23 protein-coding genes are annotated in these 22,583 nt (G+C 68.6%); 5 read left to right on the plus strand and 18 right to left on the minus strand.

All coding sequences use genetic code 11. From position 1 onward, the window contains the following. Window positions 1–570: 570 nt before the first annotated feature. The 3 genes from AC1DHX_RS00930 to lysS all read right to left on the minus strand — a co-directional run bounded on the left by AC1DHX_RS00930 (window position 571) and on the right by lysS (window position 2,755). Window positions 571–897 (minus strand): histone-like nucleoid-structuring protein Lsr2, encoded by a 327-nt coding sequence (locus AC1DHX_RS00930; RefSeq protein ID WP_028276918.1) that lies wholly within the window; start codon window positions 895–897, stop codon window positions 571–573. Window positions 898–1,049: 152 nt separating this feature from the next. Then, window positions 1,050–1,220, minus strand: coding sequence for a hypothetical protein (locus tag AC1DHX_RS00935; RefSeq protein ID WP_223914693.1), 171 nt, complete (start codon window positions 1,218–1,220; stop codon window positions 1,050–1,052). 2 nt (window positions 1,221–1,222) lie between these two features. Then, complete coding sequence (gene lysS, locus AC1DHX_RS00940) at window positions 1,223–2,755, minus strand: lysine--tRNA ligase (RefSeq protein WP_476859505.1); 1,533 nt, start codon at window positions 2,753–2,755, stop codon at window positions 1,223–1,225. Window positions 2,756–2,855: 100 nt separating this feature from the next. Between lysS and AC1DHX_RS00945 the strand changes: the two genes are divergently transcribed. The 3 genes from AC1DHX_RS00945 to AC1DHX_RS00955 all read left to right on the plus strand — a co-directional run bounded on the left by AC1DHX_RS00945 (window position 2,856) and on the right by AC1DHX_RS00955 (window position 5,488). Continuing rightward, on the plus strand, window positions 2,856–3,833 hold the full coding sequence (locus AC1DHX_RS00945; protein WP_459383604.1) for an alpha/beta fold hydrolase: 978 nt from the start codon (window positions 2,856–2,858) through the stop codon (window positions 3,831–3,833). 56 nt (window positions 3,834–3,889) lie between these two features. Continuing rightward, window positions 3,890–4,516, plus strand: a complete 627-nt coding sequence (locus tag AC1DHX_RS00950) for a thymidine kinase (protein WP_028276920.1) — start codon at window positions 3,890–3,892, stop codon at window positions 4,514–4,516. Window positions 4,517–4,654: 138 nt separating this feature from the next. Further along, a complete protein-coding gene (locus tag AC1DHX_RS00955) occupies window positions 4,655–5,488 on the plus strand; it encodes an alpha/beta fold hydrolase (RefSeq protein ID WP_028276921.1) in 834 nt (277 codons plus the stop codon). 102 nt (window positions 5,489–5,590) lie between these two features. Here the strand turns inward: AC1DHX_RS00955 and AC1DHX_RS00960 are convergent, their stop codons facing one another. From AC1DHX_RS00960 to dacB, 15 genes are all read right to left on the minus strand, one after another. Then, window positions 5,591–7,099 (minus strand): MDR family MFS transporter, encoded by a 1,509-nt coding sequence (locus tag AC1DHX_RS00960; RefSeq protein WP_476859506.1) that lies wholly within the window; start codon window positions 7,097–7,099, stop codon window positions 5,591–5,593. Window positions 7,100–7,282: 183 nt separating this feature from the next. After that, window positions 7,283–8,185 (minus strand): pantoate--beta-alanine ligase, encoded by a 903-nt coding sequence (gene panC, locus AC1DHX_RS00965; protein WP_476859507.1) that lies wholly within the window; start codon window positions 8,183–8,185, stop codon window positions 7,283–7,285. Between the two features lies 1 nt (window position 8,186). After that, window positions 8,187–9,107, minus strand: a complete 921-nt coding sequence (locus tag AC1DHX_RS00970) for a Rossmann-like and DUF2520 domain-containing protein (protein WP_476859508.1) — start codon at window positions 9,105–9,107, stop codon at window positions 8,187–8,189. Further along, on the minus strand, window positions 9,100–10,698 hold the full coding sequence (locus tag AC1DHX_RS00975) for a PH domain-containing protein (RefSeq protein WP_476859509.1): 1,599 nt from the start codon (window positions 10,696–10,698) through the stop codon (window positions 9,100–9,102). Before AC1DHX_RS00975 ends, AC1DHX_RS00970 begins: the two co-directional genes overlap by 8 nt. An 18-nt stretch (window positions 10,699–10,716) precedes the next feature. Continuing rightward, window positions 10,717–11,229, minus strand: coding sequence for a PH domain-containing protein (locus AC1DHX_RS00980; protein WP_476859510.1), 513 nt, complete (start codon window positions 11,227–11,229; stop codon window positions 10,717–10,719). Next, a complete protein-coding gene (locus tag AC1DHX_RS00985) occupies window positions 11,210–11,734 on the minus strand; it encodes a DUF3180 domain-containing protein (protein ID WP_476859511.1) in 525 nt (174 codons plus the stop codon). Before AC1DHX_RS00985 ends, AC1DHX_RS00980 begins: the two co-directional genes overlap by 20 nt. Next, window positions 11,731–12,300: a 2-amino-4-hydroxy-6-hydroxymethyldihydropteridine diphosphokinase gene (gene folK, locus AC1DHX_RS00990; RefSeq protein ID WP_476859512.1), complete on the minus strand. Its 570-nt coding sequence runs from the start codon at window positions 12,298–12,300 to the stop codon at window positions 11,731–11,733. The genes AC1DHX_RS00985 and folK overlap by 4 nt, the downstream gene beginning before the upstream one ends. Beyond that, the gene (folB, locus tag AC1DHX_RS00995; RefSeq protein WP_476856113.1) at window positions 12,297–12,656 is read right to left on the minus strand and encodes a dihydroneopterin aldolase; all 360 of its coding nucleotides are present in this window, start codon (window positions 12,654–12,656) and stop codon (window positions 12,297–12,299) included. Before folB ends, folK begins: the two co-directional genes overlap by 4 nt. Window positions 12,657–12,669: 13 nt before the next feature. Next, window positions 12,670–13,611 carry a dihydropteroate synthase gene (gene folP, locus AC1DHX_RS01000; RefSeq protein ID WP_476859513.1) on the minus strand — a complete coding sequence of 314 codons (942 nt, stop codon included), beginning with the start codon at window positions 13,609–13,611 and terminating at the stop codon, window positions 12,670–12,672. 11 nt (window positions 13,612–13,622) lie between these two features. Further along, window positions 13,623–14,267: a GTP cyclohydrolase I FolE gene (gene folE / locus AC1DHX_RS01005; protein ID WP_223914705.1), complete on the minus strand. Its 645-nt coding sequence runs from the start codon at window positions 14,265–14,267 to the stop codon at window positions 13,623–13,625. Between the two features lie 9 nt (window positions 14,268–14,276). Further along, the gene (gene ftsH / locus AC1DHX_RS01010) at window positions 14,277–16,343 is read right to left on the minus strand and encodes an ATP-dependent zinc metalloprotease FtsH (protein WP_223914706.1); all 2,067 of its coding nucleotides are present in this window, start codon (window positions 16,341–16,343) and stop codon (window positions 14,277–14,279) included. A 198-nt stretch (window positions 16,344–16,541) separates the two neighbouring features. Continuing rightward, a complete protein-coding gene (gene hpt / locus AC1DHX_RS01015; RefSeq protein WP_018774939.1) occupies window positions 16,542–17,093 on the minus strand; it encodes a hypoxanthine phosphoribosyltransferase in 552 nt (183 codons plus the stop codon). A 30-nt stretch (window positions 17,094–17,123) separates the two neighbouring features. Then, window positions 17,124–18,158: a tRNA lysidine(34) synthetase TilS gene (tilS, locus tag AC1DHX_RS01020; protein WP_476850005.1), complete on the minus strand. Its 1,035-nt coding sequence runs from the start codon at window positions 18,156–18,158 to the stop codon at window positions 17,124–17,126. Between the two features lie 98 nt (window positions 18,159–18,256). Further along, window positions 18,257–19,417 (minus strand): zinc-dependent metalloprotease, encoded by a 1,161-nt coding sequence (locus AC1DHX_RS01025; protein ID WP_476859514.1) that lies wholly within the window; start codon window positions 19,415–19,417, stop codon window positions 18,257–18,259. A gap of 109 nt (window positions 19,418–19,526) precedes the next feature. Next, window positions 19,527–21,020: a D-alanyl-D-alanine carboxypeptidase/D-alanyl-D-alanine endopeptidase gene (gene dacB / locus AC1DHX_RS01030; RefSeq protein ID WP_476859515.1), complete on the minus strand. Its 1,494-nt coding sequence runs from the start codon at window positions 21,018–21,020 to the stop codon at window positions 19,527–19,529. Between the two features lie 142 nt (window positions 21,021–21,162). On the opposite strand from dacB, the gene AC1DHX_RS01035 reads away from it, so the two are divergent. Continuing rightward, a complete protein-coding gene (locus AC1DHX_RS01035; RefSeq protein ID WP_018774943.1) occupies window positions 21,163–21,654 on the plus strand; it encodes an inorganic diphosphatase in 492 nt (163 codons plus the stop codon). Between the two features lie 127 nt (window positions 21,655–21,781). Further along, window positions 21,782–22,537 (plus strand): DUF429 domain-containing protein, encoded by a 756-nt coding sequence (locus AC1DHX_RS01040; protein ID WP_476859584.1) that lies wholly within the window; start codon window positions 21,782–21,784, stop codon window positions 22,535–22,537. The last annotated feature ends 46 nt before the right edge of the window (window positions 22,538–22,583 follow it).

The raw sequence follows: 22,583 nt of genomic DNA on the forward strand, positions 1-22,583 counted from the left end.
GACGTACTTTGATGCTACGTGGCCGGGTTCCAGATTTGGGGCTTGTTCGCCACAGGGGAAACCGGAGGGTTGCGCAACCGCGCCAGGACCGGGTCCCGGACAAGGGGCAAGAACCGCCCGGAACCCCACCGGACGGGCGCAACCTGCCGATCCGGAAGGGCGCATTCGGCCCTTCCGGACGGGCGCAACCGGCCGCTAAGCGGGCCAGCCGGGTGGACGGGCGCACCGACGGAAGGGCGCCGTCGGCATGGCAAAGGTGCCCGAATTGACGAAGATGGCCGCTAACCCTGGCCCCATAGCGGCCATCGTCGGCAAATGGTTCACTTCGTGCGGGACATATGCCTGGAAATGCTGCAGGTGAGGAACATGGGCGGCGGAGCCTGTTCATCGCCGGACGGGCGGGCCGATCTGCCGGACGGGCGCACCGACGCCGGCATGGCAATGCCCCCGTCAGATAACGGGGGCATTGGCATTTGACAGACGCTCGATTACGACGGCATGAAACGTGATTGCGGCTTGATACTGCGCCCACATGCCGGGCCCGGCACTGCGCCCTGACGCGGGGCCCTGCTAGGAATTAGCCTTTTGGTAGGCTTCCTGAATTTCAGCCTGGATGCGTCCGCGGCTGTTTACCGCATAGCCGTTGTCCCGTGCCCACTGGCGGATCTGGGCAGAGTCCTGATTCCGTCCGCTGGAAATTTTCGTGCGCGTGGCGCGTCCGCTTGACGTTTTGCGCGCGTGCGTCACAAATCGGTCCACCGCGGAGCGCAGTTCTGATGCATTGCTTGACGACAGGTCTATTTCGTAGCTGACGCCGTCAAGGCCAAACCGGACAGTTTCGTCCGCGGATCCCCCATCCAGATCATCAACGAGGATGATTTTTACTTTCTGTGCCATAAAGGACTCTCTTTCCAAAGATCGAGCGTTTAGAAAAGCAGGATGTATCTGGAATAAGTATCCTCCGCGTTACAGCAGGGAGTCAAAGCGCAAAACTCTGTCCAAAGGAAAACCTAAGGCGGCAATAGGGAACTATTACTTCTTTCGGGTAATTAGCTTCCCAGGGTCCCGGATTCCGGTCCTTTGGCCCTAGTTTCGGCCTCGGCATGGGCGCGGGCTTCTGCCTGCCGCTCTGATTTGTCGGCATTGAATATGGATTTCATGGCAAACCAGAAAAGCAGGCCCACCACGATGGGGGGCAGCAATACGGCGATATAGTCCATGCTCAGTGTCCTTCGGGCTTCAACAGGGGGAAGAGGATCGTTTCGCGGATGCCGGCTCCGGTGAAGAGCATCACGAGCCGGTCGATGCCGAGGCCGATCCCGCCCATGGGCGGCGCGCCGTACTCGAGCGCACGGAGGAAGTCTTCGTCCAGCTGCATTGCCTCCACGTCACCCGCGGCGGAACGGCGGGACTGTTCGGTGAGGCGTTCGCGCTGGATGACCGGGTCGATCAGTTCGGAGAACGCCGTGCCCCGCTCCATGCCGCCGATGATGAGGTCCCAGGCCTCGATCAGGCGGCCGTCTTCGCGGTGCTGGCGGGCCAGCGGCTGCGCGGACGGCGGATAGTCGTAGACGAACGTGGGGTTGAGCAACGTCGGCTCCACCAGTTCACCGAAGAGTTCGACGACGAGCTTCTCGGCTTCCCAGGCGGCGTCGACCTTGACCTCGTGCTTGGCAGCCAGCTCCAGCAGCTCGGCAACCGGGGTGTCGGGGGTTACTTCCTGGCTCACGAAGTCGGACAGTCCCGGGTAGACCGCCAGCCAGGTCCATTCGCCGTCGAGGTTGATCTCCCCGGCTTCGGTCTGCAGCACGCGGCCCACACCGGCGGCGTCGGCGGCGTCCAGGATGATCTCCTTGATCCGGTCCGCCATGACGAACTGGTCCGCCCACGCCTCGTAGGACTCCAGGGTGGTGAACTCGGGGCTGTGCGTGGAGTCCACGCCCTCGTTGCGGAAGACCCGGCCCATGTCGTAGACACGGTCGATCCCGCCGACCACCGTGCGCTTGAGGTAGAGCTCGGTAGCGATGCGCAGCGTCATCTTCTGGTCGAAGGCGTTCATGTGCGTCTCGAAGGGACGGGCCGTGGCGCCGCCGTGAACCAGCTGCAGCATGGGGGTTTCCACCTCAACGTAGCCCTGGCGGTGCAGGGTTTCGCGGATGGAGCGGGTGATCGCGGCGCGGGTGTACACCATCTCGCGGGCTTCGTCTCGGACAATGAGGTCCACGTAGCGCTGGCGGACACGCGTTTCTTCGTTCAGCCCGGCGTGCAGCACGGGCAGCGGGCGCAGCGCCTTCGAGGCCATGGTCCAGGAATCCGCCATGACGGAGAGTTCGCCGCGGCGTGAGGAAATGACCTCGCCCTTGATGAAGACGTGATCGCCGAGGTCCACGAGAGACTTCCACTCCGCGAGCGCCTCCTCACCGATGTTGGCCAGGCTCAGCATGACCTGCAGCCGCACGGCCTTCCCGTCCAGGCCGCCCTCCTGGAGGGTGGCGAAGCAGAGTTTGCCCGTGTTGCGGATGAAGACGATGCGGCCGGTCACGCCAACGGCGTCGCCAGTGGTTTCATCGGCCTGCAGGTAGGCGTATTTCTCCCGGATTTCCGTGAGCGAGTGCGTGCGTTCGACACCCACCGGATATGCCTCGACGCCGCGTTCGATCAGCTTGGCGCGCTTCTCCATCCGGATGCGGGTCTGTTCGCTGGCATCATGCGGCTCGGCGGCGTTGTTCGGGGTGGGGGTGTTTTGGGAAGTCACAATCCCCAAGTTTACCGTCGATTTGCGTCCGGGAAGGTCCCGGCCCGGTTCTGCCCGGGCGGCAGCCAGGCGGACGGGGTGCGGGAATAGACTCGAAGTTGTGGAGACATGGACAGTGAGGACCGACGACGGCAAGGGACACCTTGAGCTGCACACCATCCGCCCGGCGGGGCACGCACCGGGCAGAACAGCCGCGTCCGACGCCGCCGTGGCGTCCCGCGGCGAAGGATCCGGCGTCGTCGTCGTGCACGGGACCCTGATCACCGATGCGCTCTACCGGTCCTTTGCCCGAAAACTTTGCCGGCTGCTGGACCAGCCGGTGCACTGCTACAACCGCCGCGGACGCGCAGGTTCCTCGCACCAGCCGGCCGACTATTCCGCCGCCACCGAGGTGGCCGACCTGGCAACCGTGCTCCGCGAGACCGGCGCCAGCGACGTCGTGGCCCACAGCTATGGCGGGTTCGTGGCCCTCGAGGCCGCCCGGCGCCTGCCGATCCGCAGGATGGTGACTTACGACGCCGCCGTGAGCCTCTCCGGGAACCTCACCCAGCGCTGGCGGCCCGAACTGGAAAGGTCCGTGGCTGCCGGCGAACTCGACCACGCCTGGGCGCATTTGGTGCAAGGCCTGGAGACGGCCGGCCCGGTGTCCATGCTGCCCTTGGGCGCGCTGCGCATGCTCAGCATCCTCTCGGCCCGGACCAGGCTCGGCGCGGAAATGCGGCAACTGCTGCCCACGGCCGTCGCCGAGATGCGCGCCGTGCTGGATGCCGACGCCGAACTCGAGGATTTTGCCGCCATCACCACCCCCACCCTCATGCTCAGCGGCGGCTGGAGCCCCGGCTACTTCGCCGACACGAGCCACCAGCTTGCCGACGCCGTCCCCGCGGTCAGCTTCGCCGTGGTCCCCGGGCAGCTCCACGAAGGCCCCATCCGGCCGGGAAGCCGGCTGGCCCTCCGCACGGCCCGGTTCCTCCACGGCGGGCCCGGGGCAGCGACCCCGCCGCCCGTCAGCCTGGCCGGCAGCCTGGCCGCCGCGGGCGTGCCGGCCCGGTGGCGGCGCAGTGGGCCCGGCCGCTGAGGGCTGCGACGCGACCGACCGCTAGAATCGGGGGCGACCCTTTCGAAAGGACCCCCTTGGCCAAGCTCTACTTCCGCTACGGCGCCATGAACTCCGGCAAATCTACGGGGCTTCTGCAGGCGGCCTTCAACTATGAGGAACGCGGCCAGCGGGTCCTGCTGGCCAAGCCGGACGTGGACACCAAGGGCGACTCCGACGTCGTGTCCCGCCTGGGCATGACCCGTTCGGTGGACTTCCTGATCCCCGCCGGCGCGTCGGCCCGCGATCTGTTCACCGCCCAGGCCCACGGCGACGATCCCGACGCCCTGCTGCAGCACGTGGACACCCCGCCGGTGGCCTGCCTGCTGGTGGACGAGGCCCAGTTCCTGGAACCGGAGCAGGTGGACGACCTCTTCCGCATCGCGGTCCTGGACAACGTCCCCGTCCTCGCCTACGGCATCCGCACCGACTTCCGGACCCGCGCGTTCCCCGGTTCCCTGCGCCTGCTGGAGATCGCGCACACCCTCGAAGAGCTCAAGACCATCTGCCGCTGCGGACGGAAGGCCATCTTCAACACGCGCCGGATCGGGGACCACGTGGTGTTCGACGGGAACCAGGTTGCGATCGATGGCCAGGACGTCTGGTACGAGTCGCTCTGCGGCGCCTGCTACCTCGAGGTCTCCGGCGGCCGGCTGGGCAACTAGCGCCGGCGCGATCATGCAGCGCCGCTGCGACGGGACCACAACTGAACTGCTGTCATGGTGGACTGCGCCCTGCTGGACTGGCGCCATAGTGCACCGCGGCTTACTGCACTGGGGCGTGGCCTCGGCTAGGCTCGGAGCATGACCCGCGAGAACATCAGAACCCCCAACGGCGGAACGATCGAGCTTTTGAGCACGGGCGCCGAGCTCGCCTCGGCGGGTTCGGGCATCGTCGTCGTGCCGGCCTCGATGGTGACGGCCGCCGACTACACCCGTTTCGCGCAGAAACTCAGCGCGTCACTGGGGCGGCCGGTGCACACCTTCAACCGTCGCGGCCGCGGCTCGTCCTCCCCGCAGCCTGAGGATTACACCCTCGACGTGGACATCCACGACCTTGACGCCGTCATGAAGCACACCGCCAGCACGGACGTCTTCGGCCACAGCTTCGGCGGGGCAGTGGCCCTGCACGCGGCCCGCACCCTGCCGGTGGAACGGCTGGCCGTGTACGACCCCGCCGTGTCCGTCAATCACAGCGTCACGGCGGACTGGACGCCCGAATACGAGCGGGCGACCGCAGCCGGCGACGACGACCGCGCCCTCGCCGTCCTGCTCAAGGGCCTGGAGACCGGCAGCGCCCTGTCCCGGATGCCGCTGTCCATGCTGACGCTGGCGAACAAGCTTTCGGCGGGCACCCCGATCGGCAAGCAGCTGCGCGACCTCATGCAGACCGGCGTCCGCGAGATCAAGGCGATCATCGCCGCGGACATGCCGGCCGAACCCTTCCTGGAACTGCCGCTGGAAACGCTGATCATCGTGGGCGAGAAGAGCCCGGCGTATTTCGGCGTGGCCTGCGCCCAGATCCACGATGTGCTCTCCGGCTCCAGCTATACGATCCTGCCGGGCATGGGCCATGACGGTGTCAACAAGGCGCCGGACAAGCTGATCGCCGAGCTCAGCGCGTTTTACGCAGGCTGACCCGCAACACGCAACGCCCTACAAGCAACGCGGGGTCACTTAGCGCCCATTCCGGAGGCTCAGACCGGCGCTAAGGGACCCCGCGTTGTTTGTTAATTGCAGCTAGTGGGCGGCCGCGTGTGCCGCGCCTTCGGTTTTGCGCATCATGGCGGACAGCACGACGGCGGCGACGGCTATGACGGCCGCCGTCAGGAATGCCGCATGCATGCCGGCGACCATGCCCGAGGCAACGGCCACGAAAGCGTAGATCGAGACCAGCAGCGCCGTGCCGGCGGCGCCGGCCACCTGCTGCAGCGTGCTCATGATGGCCGAGCCGTGGGAGTACAGGTGCGGCGGCAGCGGGTTCAGGCCCGTCGTGAACGCGGGGGTGAACAGCAGCGCCAGGCCCAGGCTCAGTGCCACGTGCAGGGCGATGATCCACCCCAGCGGCGACGTGGCGTCCAGCATGGAGAACTGCCAGAGGGACAGCACCATCATGATCGAGCCCGTCACTGTCAGCGGCAGGGGCCCGACCCTGTCGAATACGCGGCCGATGAAGGGCCCCAGCAGGCCCATGGCGAGGCCGCCGGGCAGCAGCACCAGGCCGGTCTCGAGGGACGTCAGGCCGCGGATCTCCTGCAGGTACAACGGCAGCAGGATCACCGCGCCGAAGAGCGCGATCATGGCCACGACCAGCAGCAGCACCGATACGGTGAACATCCGGAAGGTGAAGGCGCGCAGGTCCAGCAGGGGGCCGCCGGTCTTCTGCAGCTTCAGCTGGCGCAGAACGAACGCTGCCAGGGCCAGCACGCCAACGGCCAGCGCCACCACGGCGGGGGTGGGGGAGCCTGCCTGGCCGCCGCCGATCTGGCTCAGGCCGTACACCAGGCCGCCGAAGGCGGGGACCGTGAGCACCACGGAGAGGGCATCGAGCCGGGTTTTCCCGGTCTCACCGATGTTGGTCAGGTACCTGGCCCCGATGGCCAGTGCGGCGAGGGCGATCGGCAGTACGAAGACGAACATGAACCGCCAGGAATAATGCTGGAGGATCAGGCCGGAAACTGTCGGACCCAGTGCCGGCGCGACGGAAATGGCGATGCTGACGTTGCCCATGACGGCGCCGCGGCGCTCCAGCGGCACGAGCGTGAGGATGGTGGTCATCAGGAGCGGCAGCATGATGGCGGTGCCGCCGGCCTGGACGATGCGGGCCAGCAGCAGGACTTCGAAGCCCGGCGCGAGGGCGGCCAGCAGGGTGCCGCCGGAGAACAGTCCCATGGCCAGCATGAACACGGCACGGGTGGTCAGCCGCTGCAGGATGAATCCGGTGGTGGGGATCACGACAGCCATGGTGAGCATGAAACCGGTGGACAGCCATTGCACGGTGGGCGCATCGATGTTCAGGTCCACCATCAGCCGTTGCAGGGCCACGTTCATGATGGTCTCGTTGAGGATCACGACGAAGGTGGCCACCAGCAGCGTGGCGATGATGGCCACGGACTCCCGGGGCATCTTTGCCGGCGCGGTGGGCGCGGTGGATGCGGCCGGGGCGGCCGGGGTGGCCGATCCGGCGACGGCGGGGGCACCGCCCGGTGCGGGATCGCCAGAGGCGTTGGAAGAGACGTCTGTTGACATGGGAATTCCCTCAGGGAGTTTGGTGTGGGTCCGGCGAGCGTCGGCGCTGCTGCAGGTTCCAACAGTCTAGGGCCCGGGGGCATTCCCGTCACCGCGAAAGCAACGCGGGGTCAGTTACGGCCCATGACGGGCGGCGGCATGGGCCGTAACTGACCCCGCGTTGCTTTGTGGTGGGGCTGGGGGCTAGGAATTCAGGGGCACGTTGTCGATGAGGCGGACGGGGCCGACCGTGGCGGCGATGATCGCCAGCCCCTCGCCGCGGAACGGGGTGTCCCGGCAGTTCTCCGCGAGGGGCTCGAGGGTGCGCGGATCCACTACCTCGAAATAGTCCAGCTCCACGAGCGGCTGGGACCGGACGAGGGCCTGCGCCGATTCGATGTCCAGCGGCTCATGGGCGTTGGCGCGCTCCTCGATGAGCCGCAGTGCGCGGGAGAGCACCAGGGCCGCCTCGCGCTGGTCTTCGGAGAGGAAGCGGTTGCGGCTGGACAGCGCCAAGCCGTCGGCCGAGCGCACAATGGGCACCGGCACGATCTCCACGGGAAAATTCAGGTCAGCCACCATGCGCTGGACCAGGGCCAGCTGCTGCGCGTCCTTCTGGCCGAAATAGGCGCGGTACGCGGGCTGGCCGCCACCGGGCAGGCCGGCCCCAGGGATGCCGTAGTGGAGCAGTTTCGCGACGACGGTCAGCGCGCCGTCGAAGTGCCCTGGCCGGGACGCGCCTTCCCATTTTTCGCCCAGGAGTCCCGCCGTGATCCGCACGAGGGGTGCCCCGCCGGGGTAGACCTCATCAACACCCGGCGCGAACGCCAGGTCCACCCCTTCGGCGTCGAGCAGCGCGAGGTCGGCGTCGAGCGTCCGGGGGTAGCGTTCGAGGTCCGCGGCCTCGCCAAACTGAAGCGGGTTGACGAAGATGGTGGCCGCCACGACGTCGTTCTTGGCGACGGCCGTCCGGGCCAGCTGGGCATGTCCCTCGTGCAGGGCGCCCATGGTGGGCACGAGGCCCTGGGACGTGCCGCCTTTCTGTGCCAGCAGCCGGGCGCTTGCGGCGCGGAGCTGGGCAGCAGTGGTGACGAGTTGGATTGCCATGTCAGGGTCCTTCCGGGGCGGGCGTCCCGTTCTGGCCGGGGCCGCCGAGCGCCTGTTCGATGCCGTCGAGTTGTTCCGGCTTCAGCAGTCCGCGGCTTCCTGCCCGGCGGGCTGTCGCCCGGGCCATGGCCAAGTACGCCTCAAGAATATCGCCGGCGGCGCCGCCGTCGTACTCGCGGAGGGCGCCGGCGTGCGCGGCCACCGTGCCGGTGTCACCGCGGGCCACGGGCCCGGTCAGGGCCGTTTCGCCGGAGGCGAGGGCGTTCTCGAGGGTGGCGCGCAGCAGCGGGCCCAGCATCCGGTCCGGGGCGTCGACGCCGACGTCGCGGAGCAGCTGCGAGGCCTGCGCCACGAGCGTGACCAGGTGGTTGGAGCCGTGCGCGAGGGCAGCGTGGTAGAGGACGCGGTCGGCCTCGGCGATCGCGACGGGCTCGGCGCCCATTTCGACGACGAGTGCCTGGGCGATCGGCAGCATCGCGGCGTCGGCCGTGACGCCGAAGGTGCAGTCCAGGAGCCTGGTGAGGTCCAGGCTCATGCCCGTGAACGTCATGGCCGGGTGCAGCGCGAGCGGCACGGCACCGGCGGCGCGGACCGGATGCAGGATCCCGACGCCGAAGCGCCCGGAGGTGTGCGCCACGAGCTGGCCGGGCTGCCAGGCGCCGAGCTTGGCCAGTCCGTTCACCAGCGGGCCCAGGGCATCGTCCGGGACGGCGAGCAGGACCAGTTCGGCCCGCTCCACGATGTCCTGCACATCCAGGATCGGGACGCCGGGCAGGAGCGTTTCGACGCGTTCTTTGCTGGCTTCCGAAACGGCCGACGCCCCGATGACGGCGTGCTCGGCTCCGCGCAGCGCCGCCCCCAGGACGGCGCCGACCTTCCCCGCGCCAATAATTCCGACGCCGAGGCGTCCTGGTTTAGCCATGATGCGGGCCTTCCTGGTGGTCTTCTGCGGGTGGTGCGGCCGGCTGGGCCGCCGGCTCCAGCCAGTGTTCGCTCTTCTGGTGCTTGCGCGCGGCACGGGCACGGGCCGACTGGGCATCGAACAGGGCCCGGGCTTCGTCGAGGCCGGCCTGGATGAGCCGCGGGGCCACCGGACCCGCCGTGGTGTGCAGGACCAGGTCGGCCACCCGGAACCGCCGGGCGAGCGGGCCCTGCTGGAGCGCCATGGACTGGGTGCGCTGGTGCGGCACCACCACGAAGTTCCGCCACCAGCGGCCCGACCTCAGGAGCAGGGCGGTCTCCGTTGCCGCGAAGCCGTTGCGGCGCCAGCCCAGCGGCGCCAGGAACCGGGCCCGGCGCGGGCTGGTGACGAAGCCGCCGTCGGCGGCCTTCCCTGCTGGGCTGCCCGGGGTCCCGGCAGGGTCCGCGAGGCCGGTGATCCCCGCGGTGAACAGCCCCACCGGGTCCTGGGTCCCGGGATCCGGGAGCACCAGGGAGAGGATGTCCATGACGTCGCCGAGGTATCCCACCGGAAGCAGCGTTGTCCGGGCCGATCCTTCGCCGGCGCTGCCGGCCAGGCCGTAGCCGGCCACGTTGACCTGGATCCGGTACCAGCCGAACATCCGCCACAGCGGCGGCTGGCTGACCTTCAGCGCCTGGATCCTGCCCGGCGGAACGGTCTGCGCCTGCGTGTCCAGCAGGCCGTAGCGCAGCCGGATGCCGTCCGGGGAAATGGCGGCGGTGAAGTTGTAGCCCTTGTTGAACGAGGACCAGTAGGAGGCGATGAGCCCGATTGCGGCTGGGACCAGGAAGACCGTGAAGTTCCGGTTTTCCGTGACGGCGGAGAGCATCACCGAGGCAATGCCGCCAGCCAGGATCACGACACTTTGTTCGCTCAGGAGCAGCGAGCCCACCAGGCGCGGCGGCGGCACGGTGAGCACGGCCTGTTCGGGGGCTTCCACGGCGGCGGCCGCCGGCTCTCCGGACTCCGGGTCTCCCGGCTCCCGCGCCGGCGTCCCGCCCGCGGCACCGGAGGCTCGGGCCAGGATTGTCGCGCGGAGCTGCCGGGCCTCGTCCGCGCGCAGGTACGCCAGGCGCACCGCGGACTGGCCGGCGTCGGCGACTTCGAACCGCAATTCAGCCAGTCCGAAGATCCGTGCCAGCAGGGGTTGCACGACGTCGATCGCCTGCACCCGGTCCAGCCTGGCCTGCCGCTGCTGCTTGAACAGGAAACCGGTGTTGACGCGCACGTAGCCGCCGGCCACCTGGTAGCGGGTGAAGTACCAGCTCAGGACGTAGCCGAGAACGGTCAGCAGAATCAGGGCGCCGCCGCCGAGCAGCAGCCAGGGCGCCCGTCCGGCCAGCCGCTCGTCGAAGAGCGGGCCGCCCTGCAGGAACCGTTCGAAACTGTCGCGTCCAAAAAAGAACAGCAGTGCAGCCAGCGCCACCCAGCCGCGGACAAAGGGCGACGCGGGGTGCACGCGCAGCCAGCCGGCGTCGGCAGTTCCTTCGATACCGGAGCCGACGGCGGTTCCGTCGGCGGCGCGCCCGGCATCCTCCGGTGTCAGCGCCATCCCGTCACGGCCTTCCCGTCACAGCCCGGCCAGCCGGGCTTCGCCGCGGGCGGACAGTTGTTCGCGGAGCCGGGCGCCTTCGCTCGCGGGCAGCCCGGGAATCTCGGCGCTGGTCGCGGCGGCCGCGGTGTGCAGTTTCAGTGTGCACAGGCCCAGCTGGCGTTCGACCGGGCCCACCGCGATGTCGACGTACTGCATCCGCCCGTAAGGAACCACGAGCGTGCGCTGGAAGAAAATGCCGCGCCGGATCAGGAGGTCATCATCACGCTCGGCGTAGCCGATCGAGCGCACCTGCCGGGGAATCAGCGCGAGCCGCCACAGGGCCAGCAGCAGCGCGACAGCGGGCAGGGCGACGGCCAGCCAGACAGGCAGCCAGGTCCACACGCCGGTCAGCACCAGGATTAGGGGAAGCGACAGCAGGGCCACCGCGACCAGGGTTCCCAGCGCCCATCCCGCGAGGCGCACCGTGACGTACTTCGGGGACACCCGGAGCCAGTCGATGCCCGGAGGATCAATCGCTTCGGTAGGCATATTCGCCTTCCGCCGAGGGCTTGCTGCGCTTTCCCTGCACGCCGGGCCGGGATTCGGCGTCGCCGTCCTCGGGGGGAATCCGGCAGAACCGCTCGACAACGAGCCCGACGATCACCATGATCAGTCCGCCGCCAGCCATGGCCAGGGCCTGCCAGGTGATCTCCTGGTTGCTGCGCAGGTTCCACAGCCGCAGTTGCTCCACCACGATTCCCGCGTGCCAGCCCAGCAGGACCGACCCGGTGTAGGCGCAGGCCTGCGCGAGGACCAGGGTCCAGGCAGCCAGGATGGGGTTGAGGATTTTCTTCTTCTTGCCGTTGCGCCACCGGAGCACGCGGATGCCCAGCACCAGCGTGAGGGCCACGATCACGCCCATGGTCACCAGGCCCGTCAGCGGCAGCACCGGGGTGGCCAGGCCGTAGCGGCCGGAGAGCATGGTGGCGAACCAGCCGGCCACGGCCAGGACCACGCAAATGGCAACCAGGAGCAGGGGGCTGGTCAGCTTCACGGCCGCTCCGCCGCACCGGGCACGCCGGTGATCTCCGTGGCAGTGACATCCGCTGCGGCGGGGTTCTGGAAGCCGTCAAAGGTGGCAAGGCCGGCGAAATCGGCGGCTTTCGCCGCGAGGTCGCCCACGCGTTCGCCGTTGAGCTCCGCCGCGGGATCGATCAGCGACCACGGGTAGAGCACGAACGCCCGTTCCGCGGCCCGGGGGTGGGGCAGAGTGAGCTCGGGATCGGAGCTGACCACATCCCCGTACGTGATGATGTCCACGTCCAGGGTCCGCGGCCCCCACCGGACCTCGCGCACGCGCAAATGCTTCTGCTCCACGTCGTGGCAGTGCTCGAGCAGACCGCGCGGCGGCAGCGACGTCTCGACGGCAATCACCATGTTCAGGAAGTCAGGCTGGTCCGGCGGGCCTCCCACGGCCTTGGTCTGGACGATCGGCGAGATGGCCAGCAGGCGCACCTCCGGCGGGTCGACGAGGTCCGCGACGGCGGCGGACAGGGTGTCGCTGCGCTCCCCCAGGTTGCTGCCGAGCGCGATCACGGCACGGGTGTAGAGCGGGCTCACGTCCGCCTCCGGTGCACGCTGACGGCGACGTCGCCAAAGTCGACTTCGATCGGGGCCTTGGGCTTGTGCACGGTGATGTCCACGGCGTCGACGGCGAATTTCTGCAGGACGTCCTCGGCAATCCGCACCGCGAGGGCCTCAATCAGGTTCAGCGGCTCACCCGTGATCCAGTCCCGGATGCAGTTGGCCACCTCGCCGTAATGCGCGGTGTCCAGGACGTCGTCGGAAGCGGCCGCTTTGCTGAAGTCCAGGTGCAGCACCGCGTCGACGACGAAGGGCTGCCCGTCGCGGCGCTCAAAATCGAACACACCGTGATGGCCGACGGCGGTGACGCCGCTCAGCGTGATCTGATCCATGGTGCCGGCCGGATCAGTTGGTGCCGGCGGGGGCGGAACCGGCCGGTGCCGGGGGAACCATGCGGGCGGCGACCTTGACGGCGTCCAGGCTCGCGCCGACGTCGTGCACGCGCACAGCCCAGGCGCCGCGGAAGGCGCTGATGGCGGTCATGGCGGCGGTGGCGGCGTCGCGTTCAACCGGCTGGGCGGCCTTGCCGGCCACGGTCAGGAGGCTGCCGAGGAAGCGTTTGCGTGAGCCGGCGACGAGGACCTTGTGGCCCATGGCCTGCAGGACATCCAGGTGCTGCAGGAGCTCCCAGTTCTGGCCCTCGTTCTTGGCGAAGCCCAGTCCCGGGTCCACAATGATCTGTTCCGGCGCGACCCCGGCGGCGTACAGCTTGTCGCGGACGCCGGCGAGCTCGGTTACGACTTCCCCGGCGACGTCACGGTAGTCGGTCAGGGAGTTCATGGTGCTGGCGTCGCCGCGGCGGTGCGTGAGGATGTAGGGGACCTTGGTGCGGGCGGCGAGTTCGGCCATTTCCGGTTCCATGGTCAGGCCCGAGACGTCGTTGATGATCGCGGCGCCGGCCTTCAGGGCCGCGGCAGCCGTCGCGGCGTGGGTGGTGTCGATGCTGACCAGGGCGCCGGCCTTGACCAGGGCCTCGATGACCGGCAGGACCCGGCGCTGTTCCTCGTCAGCGCCGACTGCCGTGGCACCCGGGCGCGTGGACTCGCCGCCGACGTCGATGATGTCCGCCCCGGCGTAGAACATCCGCAGCCCGGCCGCGATCGCTGTGTCCGCCGTCGCGTGTGCTCCGCCGTCGCTGAAGGAATCAGGGGTGACGTTGAGGATTCCCATCACCAGTGTCCGGTCCGTGGGCAGGTCCTGGAACTTCGCCGCCGGGCGCGGTTTGCGCAGGATGGGCAGGGGCGAAGTGGCGGGGCCGGTGCCCGGGGCTGCAGCTAGGGAGTCCATGGTCTGTGTTCTTACCTTCCGAGTATGAGGCTCATGGCTTCGGCACGGGTGGCCGGGTCATGGAGTTGCCCGCGCACTGCGCTGGTGACGGTCTTGGCGCCGGGCTTGCGGATTCCCCGCATGGACATGCACAGGTGTTCACATTCGACGACGACGATCGCGCCACGCGGATTGAGGTGCGTGACGAGGGCCTCGACGATCTGGGTGGTCAGGCGTTCCTGGACCTGCGGGCGCTTGGCGAACATGTCCACCACGCGCGCCAGCTTGCTCAGGCCCGTGACCTTGCCGTCGTGGGACGGGATGTAGCCCACATGCGCCACCCCGTGGAACGGCACCAGGTGGTGTTCGCAGGTGGAATAGAACGGAATGTCCTTGACCAGCACGAGTTCCTCGTGCTCGAGGTCGAAGGTGGTGGCCAGGATCTCGGCGGGGTCGTGGTGCAGGCCTGCGAACATTTCCACGTAGGCCTTGGCCACCCGCTTCGGGGTGTCAAGGAGGCCGCCGCGGTCCGGGTCCTCACCGATCGCCAGCAGGATTTCCCGTACTGCCGCTTCGATCCTGGGGCGGTCCACCTTGGACTTTGAATGCGGGGATCCTCCGTCCCCCGCCGAAGCAGCGGCGGGGGCGGGAACGTCGTCGTCGAAGTTAGAAGTCACAGAAGAAGCCTAGCCGGGATGACCATCAGTCCCGATATCTGTTGCACCGCCCTGGAAGGACTCCTGCCCGCCGACGCCCTGGGCATGCGGGGGCTGGGCATCCAGGGGCTCTTCGAGCCGGGCGTGGGTGGCTTCCTCCTGGGCTTCACGCTCCGCCTTTTCGCGGCGTGACTCCACCGGGCCGGCGGTCTGGAGCGTGCGGGTCTCCTTGGAGAGCCAGACGTCGCGGAAGTCGCGCTTGCGGATGTTGGTGAAAATTTGCGCGATTTCGGCCTGGTTCAGTGTTTCGCGTTCGAGCAGTTCCAGCGCCAGCTCGTCCAGGACATCCCGGTTTTCGGTCAGGATGGCGTAGGCCTCATCATGGGCACCGTCGATCAGGCGGCGCACTTCCTCGTCGACGATGTAGGCGATCTGGTCCGAGTAGTTGCGCTCGTGGCCGGCGTCGCGGCCCAGGAACGGCTCGCCGCCGCCCTGGCCGAGGCGCACGGACCCGACCCGTTCGCTCATGCCGAACTCGGTGACCATCTTCCGGGCGATCCCGGTGGCCTTCTCGATGTCATTCGACGCGCCCGTGGACGGATCATGGAAGACGAGTTCCTCGGCGACGCGGCCGCCCATGGCGTAGGCCATCTGATCGAGCAGTTCGTTGCGGGTGATGGAGTACTTGTCGTTTTCCGGGACCACCATGGTGTAGCCGAGGGCACGGCCACGGGGCAGGATGGTGATCTTGGTGACCGGGGCGGAGTTCCGCAGGGCAGCCGCGACGAGGGCGTGGCCGCCTTCGTGGTACGCGGTGACTTTGCGTTCGTGTTCCTTCATGACCCGGCTGCGCTTCTGCGGGCCGGCCATGACGCGGTCGATCGCCTCGTCCAGGGCGCGGTCATCGATCAGGTTGGCGTTGGACCGGGCCGTCAGCAGGGCGGCCTCGTTCAGGACGTTGGCCAGGTCCGCGCCCGTGTAGCCGGGGGTCTTCTTGGCAACAGCCTTGAGGTCGACGCCGGCAGCCATCGGCTTGCCCTTGGCGTGCACCTGCAGGATCTGGTCGCGGCCGATCAGATCGGGGGCCTCAACCCCGATCTGCCGGTCGAAGCGGCCCGGGCGCAGCAGGGCGGGGTCCAGGACGTCGGGGCGGTTCGTGGCGGCAATCAGGATGACGTTGGTCTTGACGTCGAAGCCGTCCATTTCCACCAGCAGCTGGTTCAGGGTCTGCTCGCGCTCGTCGTTGCCGCCGCCGATTCCGGCGCCGCGGTGCCGGCCGACGGCGTCGATCTCATCGACGAAGATGATCGCCGGCGCGTTGGACTTGGCCTGCTCGAAGAGGTCGCGGACACGGGAGGCACCCACGCCGACGAACATTTCCACGAAGTCGGAGCCTGAGATGGAGAAGAAGGGTACGCCGGCCTCGCCGGCAACCGCGCGGGCCAGGAGGGTTTTGCCGGTGCCCGGAGGGCCGTAGAGCAGCACGCCCTTGGGGATTTTGGCGCCAACGGCCTGGAACTTGGCAGGTTCCTGCAGGAATTCCTTGATCTCCTCGAGTTCCTCGACGGCCTCATCGGCGCCGGCGACATCGCTGAAGGTCACCTGGGGCATGTCCTTGTTGACGAGCTTGGCCTTGGACTTGCCGAACTGCATCACCTTGGACCCGCCGCCCTGCATCCGGGAGAGCAGGAACCAGAACAGGACGCCGAGCAACAGCACGGGCACCAGCAGGGAGAAGAGCCCGGAGAACCAGTTGTTTTCGATCGGCTGGTCGGTGAAGCCGCCGGACGGTTTGGAGTCCGTGACGGCCTTGACGACGTCCTGGGCGCGGGCGTTGACGAAGTAGAACTGGACGTTCTTGCCCTTGTCCTGCCCGTCGACCTGAAGGTTGTCCTTCAGGACCAGGTCCACCCGGTTCTCGGCGTCAAAAATCTTGGCCTGTTCAACCTTGCCGCCGGCTGTCAGCAGCTCAAGGCCCTTGTCGGTGTCAATCCGGCTGGCGCCGCCCGGCGCAAGCGTGGCAAATGCCAGCAGCAGCATGGCCACCACGACGACAATCCAGATGCCGGGGCCCTTGAAGAAACTCTTAGCTTTCATCTGTTCGGGGCTGGCCCCGTCCCTCCTGGTAGTGCTGCACGGCGACCGGTCTGCGCGCGTGTGGTGCTGCGTCAGCTTCTAGCTATACACCGTCGCACTACCTCACGCACGGCAAAGGGCAAAAGTTCCCTGTGGGCGTAGCGGGGCCGGGCCTCCGGCCGCCCGGGGCCCGGGCGGGGTTGCCATCGCGTGAACGATTTACTCGTAGACGTGCGGGGCCAGGGTGCCGACGAAGTCCAGGTTGCGGTACTTCTCGGCGTAGTCCAGGCCATAGCCCACCACGAACTCGTTGGGGATGTCATAGCCGACGTACTTGACGTCGATCTTAACCTTGGCGGCCGTCGGCTTGCGGAAGGCGGTGCAGATTTCCACCGACGCCGTGCCGCGGGATTCCAGGTTCGTCTTGAGCCAGGACAGCGTGAGGCCGGAATCGATGATGTCCTCGACGATCAGGACGTCTTTGCCCATGAGGTCGGTGTCGAGGTCCTTCAGGATGCGGACGACGCCTGAGGACTGCGTGCCCGAGCCGTACGAGGACACGGCCATCCAGTCCATGGAGACGTGGGTGTGCAGCGCACGGGCCAGATCAGCCATGACCATGACGGCGCCCTTGAGCACGCCGACGATCAGGAGGTCGCGGCCCTCGTAGTCCTTGTCGATCTGCGCCGCGAGTTCGGTGATCCGTTGCTGGATCTGTTCCTTGGTGTAGAGAACGTGTTTGAGGTCTGCCTGGACGTCGTTTGAATCCACCAATGGCTCCTGTGTAGATGCGGGGTGCGACTAATTTCGGGGCGGCTGTTGAGGCCGGAATACAAGCTTCCCACAGCGGGCGGCTTCGCGGGGAACACCGGCGGCGGACGGCTCCGCCGCAAGGAGCTGCGCGAGCGAGAGCCGGTAGACGCTGACCGCGCCGGGAAGCTCCACCGGGCCGGCCGATCCCTGCCGGCGCAGGAGCGCTTCCGCCGCGAGCAGCCGCTGGTAGCTGGGCTGCTGACCGCCGACGGCGGCGGCGGCCTTGGCGATCACCCGGAACCTCACGGCCGGGGCCAGGTCCCTCAGCCCGGCCTCCGGAAGGCTGATCTCCTCCCCTGTCTGCTGGCGCAGCCGCTCGAAAGTGTCGTTCGCCACGTCCTCCAGGTAATCGGCGTCGAGCTGCAGGATCGCGGCCGTGCGGGCGAGCGATTCGGCAACGCCGGGGCCAAGCTTGTCCTCCAGCAGGGGCAGCACCTCAACCCGTGTCCGGGAACGCGCGTACACGGGGTCGGTGTTGGACGGGTCGTGCCAGGGCTCGAGGTCCTCCACCCGGCAGATCTCCAGGGTGTCCGCGCGCCGCAGGCCCAGGAACGGGCGCAGCAGCCGGCCGCGGGCCGGCCGCATCCCGGCGAGGGACCGGGTACCCGACCCGCGCGCCAGGCCCAGAAGTACTTGTTCCGCCTGGTCATCGAGGGTGTGGCCGAGCAGGATTGAGGCTGCACCTGCCTCGTCCGCGGCGGCCTCAAGGGCCGCATGGCGGGCGTCCCGGGCGGCGGCCTCGGGGCCCGCGCCGCTGGAGGCGACGTCGACAGTCCTGATCGTCACGGGAGAGAGCCCGAGCTCCTCGAGGGTCCGGGCCGTGGTGGCCGCGACCCCGGCCGAGCCCGGCTGCAGCTGGTGGTCCACGACGACGGCGCCGACAGAGACAGGATGGCCGTCCACGTGGCCCCGGCGCCCGAAATAGGCGGCGACGGCGGCGAGAGCCAGCGAGTCCGGCCCGCCGCTGCAGGCAACCAGGACGCGGTCCGGGTAGCCGGCCGCGGCGAGGGCGTCCTGCAGCATTTTTCGTGCCGTGCCGACCACCGGCGCGAGGCGGCCGGGCCGGCGTCGTCCGCTGGAAATCGAGGTCGAACCGGCGCCGTCGGGGGCAGTCATGGCGGCTAGAGGCCCATCCGGTCGAGCCAGAGCCGGGAGTCGTGGATCTCGGGTTCGCTGGGGAGGTGGTCCGCGGACTCCCAGACTTTGTTGAAGCCTCCCATGCCGGCGGCGGCCACCACTTCCCGGACGAACTTGGCGCCGTCACTGTACTGGCGCATCTTGGCGTCGAGGCCGAGCAGGTTGCGGATGAATTTCTCGATCATGCCGCGGTCCTGGCCGCGGTCGTTGAAACGTTGCCGGATGGTCTTCACCGAGGGAACGATGCTGGCGTCCACGGCGTCCATGACCACATTGGCGTGACCTTCGAGCAGGCTCATGAGGGCAGTCAGGCGGGACAGGGCCGCCTTTTCCTCCGGGTTCTGGAGCAGGTCCAGGATGGCGCCGCGTCCGGGCGCGGCGCCGGGTGCCGCGCGGTCCTTCAGCGATTTCGCGGCCGCCGAGGCCCGTTCCATCAGGGAATCGACATTGCCCAGCAACAGTCCGCTGAGGTTTTCGATCTCCTGGAGCATGTGGTGCCGCAACCACGGTGCGGCGGCGAACTGCACCCGGTGGGTCTGTTCGTGGAGGCAGACCCAGAGCCGGAAGTCCGCGGGTTCGATTTTCAGTTCGCGTTCCACGGAGATGATGTTCGGCGCTACGAGCAGCAGCCGTCCGGAAGCGGGGGCCGTGGAGTTTTCGGCCAGCGCGGAGAAGGGATCGTACTGGCCCAGGACTTTGCTCGAAAGGAAGGCCAGGATGGCGCCGAGCTGGCTGCCGGTGATGGCCGCGCTGACCCCGGCAGCTCCGGGGCTGAGGGAACCACGGCCCTCCAGCAGCTTTCCCATGGCGGGCTTGAGCATGACGGCGAAGCTCTGCGTGTTGGCCTTGGCCCATGAGGCCCGGTCCACGACGAGGACCTCGGAGTCGCGCAGGTCCCGGGCGGCGTCCAGTCCGGTGATGTGGTGGACGTGCGGCACGGAAATGTCCGCCATGAGCCGCAGATTTTCGACGGCGGCGCCGATCTCGGCGCTGCCCAGGACGGGGCCTGCCGGCGTCAGCCGGGCTGCCGTGGACGCGGCGAGCTCCCAGTTGATGAGATCCGGGACCTGGACCGATGCCGCACTCGGCGTCTTGGGTGATGTCTCGCTTGATGTCTCGCTTGCAGAGGACTCCATGGGGTCCATCAGATCACAGGGCCCCGACAATGCGCCTTAATTTTCGCTGACCGGCGAACCGCCCGGGGCTCCGGGCCGAAGGGCCAGACCGGTGCGGGGTCCCGGCCGGCCGGCGCCGTCAGCGGCAGCCGCAGCCGGCGAGGACGGCGGCGGAGCGGTCCAGTGCGGCTTTGTTCGCGGCGCCGGGGGTCAGCCCGTTGCCGACGAAGGAAAAGACCAGGAGCCGGCCGTCGGCGTCGACCACGGAACCGCTAAGCGCAATGACCGTGTTCAGTGTGCCCGTCTTGGCGCGGACCAGCCCGGCGCCCGCGGCCGAGGCCGCATCCGTGTAGCGGTCCCCCAGGGTGCCGGTGAGCCCGGCGACCGGGAACCCGCTCAGGGCGGCGCGCAGCCGGGGGTCTGTGCCCGAGGTCATGGCCCGGACCACGTCCGTGAGCTGCCGGGCCGAGACCCGGTTGGCCAGGGCAAGGCCGGAGACGTCCGCGGCCCGGAGCGAGTCAGTGGGAACGCCCATGTCCTGGACCTGCTGCAGCACGGCGGCAATGGCGTCGTCGCTGCTGCCGGGCCGGCCGACGTCGAGGGCGGTCATCCGTCCCATCACCTCGGCGAGGTAGTTGTCCGAGGTCTGCAGCATCATGTCCACCTGCTGCCCCACCGTGGCGGACTGGACCTCGGCCAGGACTTTGGCGTGCCCGCCCTCCGGCGCGTCACCGGTCCGGCCCCGGGCGACGCCGGGGGCAACGGACAGCCCCCCGGCCGCCGCGGCCGCCGTGAGCCGGGCGGCGAACACCTCGGCGGCGGTCATGGCGCCGTCCTGCGGGCGGGGTCCGGTGGTCTTGGCGGGATCGAACCTCGCGGAGTTCAGCGCCAGCGGGTACAGCGGGGCCATCTCCCCGGCGGCGACGTCCTCTGGGCTCCACGCCTGGCTGAGCGAGGGGCCGCTGAAGAGGGAGTCATCCAGCAGGACGTTCACCGTGCCGGTGACGCCGCCGGCTTTGAGGGCATCGATAGTGGCCTTCGCGAGCGTGGTCAGCCCGGCGCGGCCCAGAACGGCGCCCGGGGCCGATTCCCCGGCGCCCAGGAGGACATCGCCTCCGCCGGTCAGGACCACCGAGCCGGGGGTCGGCCCTGCCAGCACCCGGGTGCTGAAGCGGCGGTCGGGGCCCAGGACGCGCAGGGCCGCGCCGGCTGTGAGGAGCTTCATGTTCGACGCCGGAACGCGAGCCTCGTCGGCAGCCCGGTCGAAGAGGACCTGCCCCGTGGCGGCGTCCTGGACGATGCCGGTGAAGGTGCCGGCGCCGTCGGGCTTAAGGGTCTGGTTCAGCTGCGCGGCGAGGGCGGCCCCGGCCGGAACCGGCGCGGAAGCGCTGAGGGGCCCGACTGCCCCCGAACTGTTGCCGGGAGGGCTCAGTGTGGCGGGGATCTGCTGCCAGGGCAGTGCTGTCTGCGAGGCGTCGGAGGACCTGTCATGGCCGAGGAACGCCGGGGCGATGGCGATGCCGGCCGGCACTGCCACGGCCACCACGAGGAGGGTCTGGAGCAGCAGCGCGGGCATCCTGCGACCCCTGCCGGGCGCCGGCTGGGTACCCTCGCGGCTGGTTCTCGGTTTCATGCTGCTGCTGGTCCTTAGTCCTGAAATGTCCCCACTAGTTCCTGAAACCAGCGCCTCTCGCTATATCCTCAATAGTAGTCGGCGGCACCGACAGCCCTTATGCACGTGCCGCGCACCCCCTGAATTCGTCAAGGAGCATTCCATGAAGCATGACGTGACCATCGAGATCCCCAAGGGATCGCGCGTCAAGTACGAAGTCGACCACGAGACCGGCCGCGTCCGCCTGGACCGCGTCCTGTTCACGTCGATGCAGTACCCCACCCACTACGGTTTCTTCGAGAACACCCTGGGTGAGGATGGGGATCCGCTGGACGCGCTGGTGCTCCTGCAGGACTTCGACCTCTACCCCGGCGTGATCGTCGAGTCCCGCCCGATCGGCGTGTTCAACATGACCGACGACGGCGGCGGCGACGCCAAGGTCCTGTGCGTCCCGACCGATGCCCGGTTCGACCACATCAAAGAGATCAGCGATGTCAGCGAGTTCCTGATCAAGGAAATCGAGCACTTCTTTACCCGTTACAAGGATCTGGAGCCGGGCAAGTGGGTCAAGGCCGAGGGCTGGGGCGACCGTGCCGCCGCCGAAGCCGAACTGGCAGCCTCCATCAAGCGTTACGTTCCGGCAGCCGGCCACTGACCGTTCCTGCACTCCAGCGCGGGGTCACGTACCGCCCATCCGGGGTTCCGGAACGGGCGGTACGTGACCCCGCGTTTTTGTTGGGCGTTTTTCGATTGGCGTTCAGTCAAGTGGCTGGGGCGCGGTGATGCGGACTCTCGGCGTCGACCTCGCTGCCGCCGCGAAGAAGACGGCGGCGGCCGTCATCGAATGGGATGGCGGCGCGGCGCGCCTGGCGCATCTGTCGTTGAACGTGGGCGACGAGGAGATCCTCCGCCTCTTCGGCACCAGCGCCATGACGGGGATCGATTCCCCCCTCGGCTGGCCGGACGCGTTTCTTCCCTTCATCGCCGGGCATCTGACCTTCGAACCCCATCCGGTGCTGGACCATGACGGGATCGAGGGCCGCCGGCTGCTCGCCTACCGCGACACCGACCGTTTCGTCACCGGCAACACCGGCATGATCCCGCTCAGCGTCTCCGCGGACCGGCTGGCCCACCCGGCGATGCGTTGCGCGGTGATTCAGGCGAAGATCGCAAGGGAGTACGGTCCGCAGGCCAGGGACGGCAGCGGCCGGCTTGCCGAGGTGTACCCGGCGGCGTCGCTGAAGCTCTGGGGGATCCATGCCCGCGGCTACAAGGGGCGCGGGGCGCCGGAGGCGGAAATGCTGTCCTCAGCGGTGGCGGACCTGGCCGTGAAGGCGCCGTGGCTGGACCTGGCGGAGTACCGGGCCGATCTTGCGGCGTCCGATGACATGTTCGATGCCCTCATCGCCTCCCTGTCCGCGCGGGCCGTCGCCGTCGGCGCGACGCTGCGGCCCGGGCCCGGGCACGCCGCGGCGGCCCTGACCGAAGGCTGGATCCACCTGCCCTCCGGCCAGCTTTCCGGCCTCGCTTCCCGGTAACCGCCTCTGTTACGGCCCCGGCACAGCACGCCCGCCAACAACTTGC

It is taken from the genome of Arthrobacter sp. 05N33_2, from assembly GCF_056397425.1.

What these genes read in the sequence shown, in the direction of transcription:
- AC1DHX_RS00980 (WP_476859510.1), bottom strand. Translation starts at nt 11,229, where the DNA reads ATGCCTACCGAAGCGATTGATCCTCCGGGCATCGACTGGCTCCGGGTG.
- AC1DHX_RS00955 (WP_028276921.1), top strand. Translation starts at nt 4,655, where the DNA reads ATGACCCGCGAGAACATCAGAACCCCCAACGGCGGAACGATCGAGCTT.
- AC1DHX_RS01040 (WP_476859584.1), top strand. Translation starts at nt 21,782, where the DNA reads ATGCGGACTCTCGGCGTCGACCTCGCTGCCGCCGCGAAGAAGACGGCG.
- AC1DHX_RS01035 (WP_018774943.1), top strand. Translation starts at nt 21,163, where the DNA reads ATGAAGCATGACGTGACCATCGAGATCCCCAAGGGATCGCGCGTCAAG.
- ftsH (WP_223914706.1), bottom strand. Translation starts at nt 16,343, where the DNA reads ATGAAAGCTAAGAGTTTCTTCAAGGGCCCCGGCATCTGGATTGTCGTC.
- dacB (WP_476859515.1), bottom strand. Translation starts at nt 21,020, where the DNA reads ATGAAACCGAGAACCAGCCGCGAGGGTACCCAGCCGGCGCCCGGCAGG.
- AC1DHX_RS00935 (WP_223914693.1), bottom strand. Translation starts at nt 1,220, where the DNA reads ATGGACTATATCGCCGTATTGCTGCCCCCCATCGTGGTGGGCCTGCTT.
- AC1DHX_RS00960 (WP_476859506.1), bottom strand. Translation starts at nt 7,099, where the DNA reads ATGTCAACAGACGTCTCTTCCAACGCCTCTGGCGATCCCGCACCGGGC.
- AC1DHX_RS00930 (WP_028276918.1), bottom strand. Translation starts at nt 897, where the DNA reads ATGGCACAGAAAGTAAAAATCATCCTCGTTGATGATCTGGATGGGGGA.
- folP (WP_476859513.1), bottom strand. Translation starts at nt 13,611, where the DNA reads ATGGACTCCCTAGCTGCAGCCCCGGGCACCGGCCCCGCCACTTCGCCC.
- AC1DHX_RS01025 (WP_476859514.1), bottom strand. Translation starts at nt 19,417, where the DNA reads ATGGACCCCATGGAGTCCTCTGCAAGCGAGACATCAAGCGAGACATCA.
- AC1DHX_RS00975 (WP_476859509.1), bottom strand. Translation starts at nt 10,698, where the DNA reads ATGGCGCTGACACCGGAGGATGCCGGGCGCGCCGCCGACGGAACCGCC.
- AC1DHX_RS00970 (WP_476859508.1), bottom strand. Translation starts at nt 9,107, where the DNA reads ATGGCTAAACCAGGACGCCTCGGCGTCGGAATTATTGGCGCGGGGAAG.
- folB (WP_476856113.1), bottom strand. Translation starts at nt 12,656, where the DNA reads ATGGATCAGATCACGCTGAGCGGCGTCACCGCCGTCGGCCATCACGGT.
- panC (WP_476859507.1), bottom strand. Translation starts at nt 8,185, where the DNA reads ATGGCAATCCAACTCGTCACCACTGCTGCCCAGCTCCGCGCCGCAAGC.
- tilS (WP_476850005.1), bottom strand. Translation starts at nt 18,158, where the DNA reads ATGCTGCAGGACGCCCTCGCCGCGGCCGGCTACCCGGACCGCGTCCTG.